Origin of the sequence: Actinoplanes sp. NPDC051633, assembly GCF_040681735.1 — a bacterium.
Classification (GTDB): Bacteria; Actinomycetota; Actinomycetes; order Mycobacteriales; family Micromonosporaceae; genus Actinoplanes.
In genome coordinates, this window is the sequence record NZ_JBFAZH010000255.1 from 1 (window position 1) to 8,054 (window position 8,054).

An 8,054-nucleotide genomic window follows, 5' to 3' on the forward strand; every position below is an offset into this window, starting at 1 on the left:
CGCGCGGCGGTGATCGTCGGCCGCACGGTCGAGCTGGTCTCCTGTGCGGCGATCGTGGCGGCGCGCTTGAAGTGGTCCACGCTCTGCCCGAGCTCACTCTTCATCTTCGTCTTGCGCCGATTACGTCGCATAGTTGCGAACACCAGTGCCCACCTCCTGTGGTTCTCTCCCACATCATCGTGCCTTCTCGGGTACCCCCGCGCTGCCGGAATCAGACACATGGGGGAGGATCCGAACTGCTATACACATGTCTCCAGAGACGGGAGTACCCGTGGCAGAGAAGCTTTACGCCACCCTGCACACCAACCACGGCCCGATCCGGCTGCAACTCTTCCCGGACCACGCGCCGGCCACGGTGCGGAACTTCGTGGAGCTGGCCGAGGGCACCAAGGACTACACCGACCCGCGTACGGGGCAGAAGGGCAGTGGGCCCTACTACGACGGCACCATTTCACACCGGGTCATCTCCGGCTTCATGGTCCAGATGGGTGACCCGACCGGCACCGGCCGCGGCGGCCCGGGCTTCCAGTTCGGCGACGAGTTCCACCCCGACCTGCAGTTCGACCGCCCGTACCTGCTGGCCATGGCCAACGCCGGGCCGGGCACGAACGGCTCGCAGTTCTTCATCACGGTGGGCCCGACGCCGCACCTGAACCGCCGGCACACGATCTTCGGCACGGTCGCCGACGACCAGAGTGCCAAGGTGGTCGACTCGATCGCGGCCACGCCGACCGGCCCCGGTGACCGTCCCCGCGAGGACGTCGTCATCGAGCGGGTGGAGATCGAACGCGTCACCGACTGACGGTTACGCTTTTTGTATGACTGACTCTCCGGTGACGGTTCCGGTTTGCTACAACCACCCGTCCAAGGAGACCTATGTCCGATGCACCCGATGTGACCGGCCGATCTGCCCCGACTGCATGAACGAGGCCTCGGTCGGCCACCAGTGCCCGGATTGTGTGAAAGAAGGACGTCGTACCCAGCGGTCGGCCCGCACCGCCTTCGGCGGCAGCGCGGCCGGCCGCGCGGGCACCGTCACCCGCACCCTGATCGGCGTCAACGTCGCCGTGATGGTGCTGTCGGTGGCCACCGGCGGGCTCGGCGCGATCGCCGGCGGCGGGTGGGGTGGTCTGCTCGGCTCGTCGACGCCCCTCCTCCAGTGGGGCTCGGTGTGGGGGTACGGGATCGCGAACGGCGAGTGGTGGCGGCTGTTCACCGCGATGTTCCTGCACCTGGGCGTGCTGCACCTGCTGGTGAACATGTACGCGCTGTGGATCCTCGGCCGCGATCTCGAGGCGGCGCTGGGCCGGGTCCGGTTCCTGGCGCTCTACCTGCTGGCCGGCCTCGGCGGCAACGTGGCGTCGTTCCTCTTCGCCAACCCGGCCCGCGACAGCGTCGGCGCCTCGACCGCCGTCTTCGGCCTGATGGCGGCCATGTTCGTGGTCCTGAAGCGGCTGAACCTGAGCGTGCAGCCGATCGTGCCGGTGCTGGTCATCAACGTGATCTTCACGTTCACCGTGTCGGGCCTGTCCAAGTCGGGGCACCTCGGCGGCCTGATCGTCGGCGCACTCGCCGCGGTGGCCCTCGCCTACGCCCCGGCCAAGCGGCGCACGCTCTTCCAGGCGCTGGGCTGCGGCGCGATCGCGGCGGTGCTGGTGATCCTGGCAATATTGCGTTCCGTCTCGCTCACGACCTGATTAATGTGCGGTCCGTGAGTCCGTTCCCCGGCGTTCTGCCCCCACCGCGCTCCTGATCGGAGCGCCCACCCACCGGTCCGCCCAGGCGTGACCGGTGGTCGCTGCACGCTCCGACAGCCGCCCTGCCGAGCCGGCTCACTCACTCTTTCGGAGCGCACCAGATGTCGCACGACCATGCCCACCTGTCCAAGATCGCCGCGGCGGCCGTGCTGTGGGGCACCACCGGCGTAGCCGTCACCCTCCTCAGCCGCATCACCGCCCTGTCCCCGATCACGATCGGCTTCTACCGCCTGGCCATCGCCGCGGTCGCCCTGCTCGCCTACACCCGAATCCGCACCCTCATCCGACCGACACCTTCCCGCGCCGGGTCTCTCTTTCTCACCGCGCCGGGTCGCCTGGTGCTCACCGGCGTCTTTCTGGGCCTTTACCAGGCGCTCTACTTCATCTCCGTGGCCAACGCCGGAGTCGGCGTAGCCACCATGGTCAGCCTCGGCATCGCGCCGATCGGCCTGCTGATCTGGGAGTCGATCCGGGCCCGCCGCAGGCCTTCGCGGCGCGCGCTGACGGTCGCGACGGCGGCGGTGGCCGGGCTGGCGTTGATCTCCGCCGGGCCGTCCGGGGTCGCGCCCCGACCTTGGCTCGGCCTGGTGGCGGCGATCGGCTCAGGCCTCGGGTACGCGATCTCCGCCGTCCTCAGCCGCAGCCTGGCCGACCGAGCCGACCCCCTCACCCTGACCGCCGCCACCTCGGCCATCGGCGCGCTGGCCCTGCTCCCGATCGCCGCAGCGGCAGGGCTGACCTTCACACCGGGCGCAACTGCGATCACGCTGCTGCTCTACCTGGGAGTGACAACGACGGCGGTCGCGTATGCCCTCTTCTACGCGGGTCTGCGCGGGGTGGCCGGCAGCGCGGCGACGGTCCTCACCCTCCTGGAGCCGGTGACCGCGGCCCTGCTGGCGGCGGCGGTCCTCGGCGAGACCTTGGCACCCGCAGCCCTGGTGGGTGGCGGGTTGGTGCTGGCCGCGGTGGTCATGCTGGCGATCCGGCCGGCGGCGCGAAGGCCGACCGTGGTGCAGGTCAGCTGAACCCGGACGGCGGCGCCTTCAGCGCAGCAGCGCGCCGCCGCCGGTGCCTGTGGAGCGGGCGTCGAAAGTGTCGTACCCGGGCCGTAACTTCAGGCCCACCCGGTGCAGGGGTGGGGGGGGCGGTGGCGGGCCGAACCACGCGCGAAACCGGCCCGACCACTGTGGAGCGCGACGTCGCCGCCAATGAAGCAGAGAAGGGAGCTACGCCTTCTTCTCGTACTGATTGCGCAGATCGTCGAGCTCCGCCAGCACGTCGTGCGGATCCGCGCCCAGGTCGTGCATCGACAACAGGAACAACGCGTCGTCCGCGTCGACCTCCAGCAGCTCGGCCGTCAGCCCGAGCCGCACCCGGCGGTCCAGGCGTACCCGCTCGATCTGCGACCAGGGCAACCAGCGACGGCGCGCGAAGCCCTCGACCACCGTGACGCCCTCGGTGTCCGCCGCCAGGCGGACCGGCGCGACCAGATCGCGCAACGCCCACCCCACCAGCCCCAGCGCGACCGCCCCGGCCAGCACCCACTGCACCGCGTCGTCGCGTCCGAAGGCGAACACCAGCACCACGATCGCGACCGCACCCAGACCTTTGGTCACCGGCAGGATCGGCTTGATCCGCCACGGCTGTCCAGACATGTGCCCCACTATGGCAGGCACGCGTACCGTCGACAGCATGCGCGATGCGGTGATCGTCGGGGCGGTACGCACCCCGGTCGGCAAACGAAACGGTGGTTTGTCCGGCATTCATCCGGTCGATCTGTCGGCGCACGTGCTCACCGCGCTGGCGGAGCGGTCCGGGTTCGAGCCGCGGCACGTCGAGGACGTGGTGTGGGGCACGGTTTCGCAGGTCGGCGAGCAGTCCTGGAACGTGGGACGCAACGCGGTGCTGGCGGCCGGCTGGCCCGAGTCGGTGCCCGGCACGACGCTGGACCGGCAGTGCGGGTCGAGCCAGCAGGCGTTGCACTTCGCGGCGGCGACCGTGCTGTCCGGGCAGGCCGATCTGGTGGTGGCCGGCGGCGTCGAGTCGATGAGCCGGGTGCCGATGGGTTCGTCCGCGCTGGGGTCCGATCCCTACGGATCGGCCGTTCTCGCCCGCTATGGGACCAACACCTTCAATCAGGGAGTGGGCGCCGAGATGGTCGCCGCGAGGTGGGGTTTCACTAGAGCTCAACTCGATGAGTACGCGCTGGGCAGCCACGCCGCCGCGGCCAAGGCGCAGGACGCCGGCGACTTCGAGATGGAGATCGCCGACCTGCCCGACTGCGCCGAGGACGAAGGCATCCGCCGCGACACCACGATCGAGAAGCTGGGCGCGCTGAAGACGCCGTTCCAGGCCGACGGGGTGGTGACCGCCGGGTCCGCGTCGCAGATCTCGGACGGCGCCGCCGCGCTCGCGGTCACCACGTCACGCTGGGCGTTCGCGCACGGTCTGACGCCGCTGGCCCGCGTGCACACCGCGGTCGTCGCGGCCGACGATCCGGTCATCATGCTGACCGCGCCCATCCCGGCCACCGCGAAGGCGCTGGCCAAGGCGGGACTCCAGCTGGACGACATCGGGGTGTACGAGGTGAACGAGGCGTTCGCCCCGGTGCCGCTGGCGTGGCTGGCCGAGACCGGCGCCGACCCGGGCCGGCTGAATCCGCGGGGTGGCGCCATCGCGCTGGGTCACCCGCTCGGGGCGTCCGGCGCGCGGATCATGACGACGATGCTGCACCACATGCGACAGAACGGCGTGCATTACGGCCTGCAAACCATGTGTGAGGGCGGCGGAATGGCGAACGCCACGATCGTCGAGCTGCTGTAATCCGATATTCATACGGTGGCCGCCGAGACTAACCCGTTCGGCCACCGTTAAACGCTGTATGGATGTCTTCACTCGTACGTTCCTTCCGGCGGCGGCCGAGGCCGGCGTGGCCATCCCCACGGCGAGCAGGCATTTGCCGATCTTTCAGCGATGCGTCGAGGCGGACGAGTCAGCCGTTCTGGTGACCCGGTGCACTCGCCCGGACGCTCCCGCCTCGGGCGATTTCCTGCTGCTGCTCACGAACCGGCGGCTGGTCGTCACGCGGGAGACGCGCGTGCTGCACCGGCTCGGCCTGCACCTGAACGCCACTCTGCGCCAGCTCGCGCACGTCGCGTGGAGCACCGACCTGCGCGACGGCACGATGGAGTTGTCGGCCACCGCGGTGGACGGGGTGCGGGAGCGGTTCCAGATGCGGATGGCCCAGCCGGATCGGGTGTGGGCACTCGACGCCCTCCTCAAGCACGTCTTCACCGAGCGCCGCCGGAACGTCTCGCTCGCCGCCTGACACCACTACTACTGTTCGGCGCTGTGGAGAATCTTTCGCAGACGCTGCACCGGCTGACCTCCTACGAGCCCGGGCGTGAGTGGACCGAGCCGGTCGACGACCCGCGCATCGTGCAGGACCTCGAGGTCAATGATGTGTCCCGGCTGCCGTTGTTCTACAAGCGGTACCCGGCGGAGCTGCCCCGCGTACCCCTGCCCCGAGATCTTCCGCCGACCACCGCGCCGACGGTTTCCGTCCTGGCCGGCACCGCGCGCGTTTCGCCCGGCGCCCTTGATCTCGCGCAGCTCGGCCGGATTCTCTATCTGTCCTACGGGGTCGTCCGGACCTCGCAACGGGCCTATGGCACGCATCTTTTCCGGGCCGCGGGTTCCGCGGGCGGACGATTCCCGCTCGAGTTGTACGCCGTCGTTCCGGACGGTTCGCCGCTTCCGGCCGGTGTGCATTGGTACGACCCGCTGGAGCACGCACTCGTGACGATCGCGCCACCACCCGCGGTTTCCGGCCCGGCGCTCGTGACGACCGGCGTGCCGTGGCGGACCGGCTGGCGTTATCGGGAGCGCGGATACCGGCACGTGTATTGGGACGCCGGCACGATGGTGTCGCAATTGGTCGCCGCGGCGGGATCGGCCGGGATTCCGGCGGCGTTGTACAAGCGCTTTCCCGACGCCGAGGTGACCTCGCTGGTCGGCGCGGACGGCGTCCACGAATGGCCGGTCGCCGTCATCTCGCTCGCCGACGATTTCTCGCTCGGTTCGTTCTCCGCGGCGGCGGTCGGCGAGACCGACTCGCATCCGCTCGAGTTTCCGCTGGTCACCGAGGCGCAGCATGCCGGTGACGCCTCGACATGGGCGGGGCCGTGGGCCGCCGGCGCGCCGATCGACATCGCCAGGGACGACTCGGCGCCGGTGGAGAAGGTCATTCTCGATCGCGGCTCGGTGCGGCGGATGGACCCGGCCCGGTCCGTACCCGAGAAGCTTTTCCGCACCTCGATGGCGGTCGCCATGCGCGGGATCGACGTGCCGCATTTCGTGGCGGTCAACGCGGTCGACGACGTTTCGCCGGGCCTCTATCGCTGGCCGGATCTGGACACACCGGTGCGTGCGGAACTGCTTCGCGACGAGCTCTACACCGTTTCTCTCGAGCAGGACCTGACCCGTGACGCGGCGTTCGTGGCGATCGGCGCGATCGACGTGGGCTCGCTGAGCCCTCGGGAATACCGCGAGGCCCAGTTCGCCGCCGGCCTGGTGGGGGGCAGGCTGCACATTCTGGCGTACGCGCTGGGCGCCGGCGCTTCGGGAATGACCTTCGAGGACAGTGCGATGGCGGGTTTCCTCGGTGAACCGTTGGACGGCCTGCTTTTCACCTGCGTCGGAATGGCCGACTATCGGCGGACGGCGGGCGGAAAACCGGGCGAGCCGACGTCCGTCCGGACGGTGTTCCCGCGCGGGTGAACGTCGGCCCGGACCTGACTTTTCGGACCGGTGCTCACCACGCCCGATTAAGTTGAACAGGGCATGAAACCGCTCTTCGTCGCCGCCGTGGTCGCACCCGCAGTCGACTCGTGCGCCTGGGTCCGCGCCGGCACGGGCAACACCTTCTGCTAGCACTTGACGCGCCTGCCAAGATGACTATGAGTGGCGACATCGTGACTCTGGGAGGCAGTGTGGCTCGCTTCGTCGACGGCCGGAACATCGACACCGTCGACATCGAGATCGACTACGCCATCCTCCAGCACTTCTCCAAGCACCTCTATTCGTCACCGAACAAGGCGATCGAAGAGCTGGTCACCAACGGCTATGACGCCCTGGCGCAACGCGTGGACATCTTCCTGCCGCACCTGTCCTCACAGGACTGCCTGATCGTCTGGGACGACGGCGAGTCGATGGATCTTACGGGACTGAAGCGACTGTGGTGGATCGCCCGCAGCCCGAAACAGCAGGTTGTCGATCGTCTGGCGGTGTCGCGCGACGGGATGACCCGGCGGCTGATGATCGGAAAGTTCGGCATCGGCAAACTCGCCAGCTATGCCGTCGGGAATCTCATCTCGCACATCTGCCGGCAGGACGACCGCTATCTGCTCGTTACGGTGAACTACGCGTTGGCTCCGCACCTCGACGACGTGCCGTCGACCGGCGACACGGTCCGGAAGTTGTCAGCACCGGTGCTCGAACTGGACGCGGCGACCGCCAAGGCGTTCGTCTCGGGGCTGTTCCGCCGTCCGCCGGACGACTTCGACGCCATGTGGAACAAGCCGTCGTGGACCATCGCGATCATCGACGAGCTGCGCGAGGACGTGCAAATCACTCCCGGTCGACTGTCTTGGGTGCTCTCCATGGGTATGCCGCTGCGGCCCGACTTCGCAGTCCGGGTGAACGGGGATGCCGTCAGCCCACGGGTGATGAAGGACGCCGAGGTCACCTGGACGCCGACCGACCTTCGGGATGCACTCGAGCGAGCGTGGGCCGACGCGGTGAACGCCGGGAAGGTCACTGGATCGCTGATCTTCGGATCGTCCACCGTCACGCTGCCGCAGCTCGGCGAAGCCGGAATCACGCTTCGAATGTTCTCGCGGTCGCTGTTGCACTCGAACCGCACCGAGGAAGGTCGTAGTCACGGCTTCTTCGTCATGGTCCGGGATCGTCTTCTCAACCCCGACGACGCGTTGCTTTACCTGAGCCAATCCTCCTTCGAGACGCTCTACCGGATGCAGGCTGTCATCTCGGCGGACGGGCTGGATGTCGACCTATTGGCCGACCGCGAGCGCCTGCAGATCCTCACTCCCCGAACTTCCGAGCTTGCCGTCCTGCAGCGCGGGATCTACTCGGCAGCACGCGCGTTCGTTGAGCGGAAGGACGAGGAGGCATCTCAGGCTCGGGAGTCGTGGCCGCTGCCCACCGACTCGCGCGAGTTCTATCGGCAGCCGTTGTCCGCCGCCGCCTTGCGCCGTCCGGGCCCGGCCGGCGCAAGGC

At 68.8% G+C, this 8,054-nt stretch carries 8 protein-coding genes; 7 read left to right on the forward strand and 1 reads right to left on the reverse strand.

Translation table 11 applies throughout. The features are described 5' to 3' along the window. Window positions 1-271 precede the first annotated feature (271 nt). The 3 genes from AB0M20_RS16540 to AB0M20_RS16550 all read left to right on the forward strand — a co-directional run bounded on the left by AB0M20_RS16540 (window position 272) and on the right by AB0M20_RS16550 (window position 2,782). Window positions 272-802 carry a peptidylprolyl isomerase gene (locus AB0M20_RS16540; protein ID WP_364298881.1) on the forward strand — a complete coding sequence of 177 codons (531 nt, stop codon included), beginning with the start codon at window positions 272-274 and terminating at the stop codon, window positions 800-802. Window positions 803-818: 16 nt separating this feature from the next. Beyond that, window positions 819-1,697, forward strand: coding sequence for a rhomboid family intramembrane serine protease (locus AB0M20_RS16545; protein ID WP_364298883.1), 879 nt, complete (start codon window positions 819-821; stop codon window positions 1,695-1,697). 161 nt (window positions 1,698-1,858) lie between these two features. Next, window positions 1,859-2,782 (forward strand): EamA family transporter, encoded by a 924-nt coding sequence (locus AB0M20_RS16550; RefSeq protein ID WP_364298885.1) that lies wholly within the window; start codon window positions 1,859-1,861, stop codon window positions 2,780-2,782. 201 nt (window positions 2,783-2,983) lie between these two features. Here the strand turns inward: AB0M20_RS16550 and AB0M20_RS16555 are convergent, their stop codons facing one another. Then, window positions 2,984-3,412, reverse strand: coding sequence for a PH domain-containing protein (locus AB0M20_RS16555; protein WP_364298887.1), 429 nt, complete (start codon window positions 3,410-3,412; stop codon window positions 2,984-2,986). A 37-nt stretch (window positions 3,413-3,449) separates the two neighbouring features. Between AB0M20_RS16555 and AB0M20_RS16560 the strand changes: the two genes are divergently transcribed. The 4 genes from AB0M20_RS16560 to AB0M20_RS16575 form a co-directional block, all read left to right on the forward strand. After that, window positions 3,450-4,580 carry an acetyl-CoA C-acyltransferase gene (locus tag AB0M20_RS16560; RefSeq protein WP_364298889.1) on the forward strand — a complete coding sequence of 377 codons (1,131 nt, stop codon included), beginning with the start codon at window positions 3,450-3,452 and terminating at the stop codon, window positions 4,578-4,580. Window positions 4,581-4,638: 58 nt separating this feature from the next. Then, a complete protein-coding gene (locus tag AB0M20_RS16565; RefSeq protein WP_364298891.1) occupies window positions 4,639-5,085 on the forward strand; it encodes a hypothetical protein in 447 nt (148 codons plus the stop codon). 23 nt (window positions 5,086-5,108) lie between these two features. Beyond that, window positions 5,109-6,536: a hypothetical protein gene (locus AB0M20_RS16570; RefSeq protein ID WP_364298893.1), complete on the forward strand. Its 1,428-nt coding sequence runs from the start codon at window positions 5,109-5,111 to the stop codon at window positions 6,534-6,536. Window positions 6,537-6,715: 179 nt separating this feature from the next. Beyond that, the coding region (locus AB0M20_RS16575) for an ATP-binding protein (protein WP_364298895.1) at window positions 6,716-8,054 on the forward strand (1,339 nt) is incomplete at its 3' end.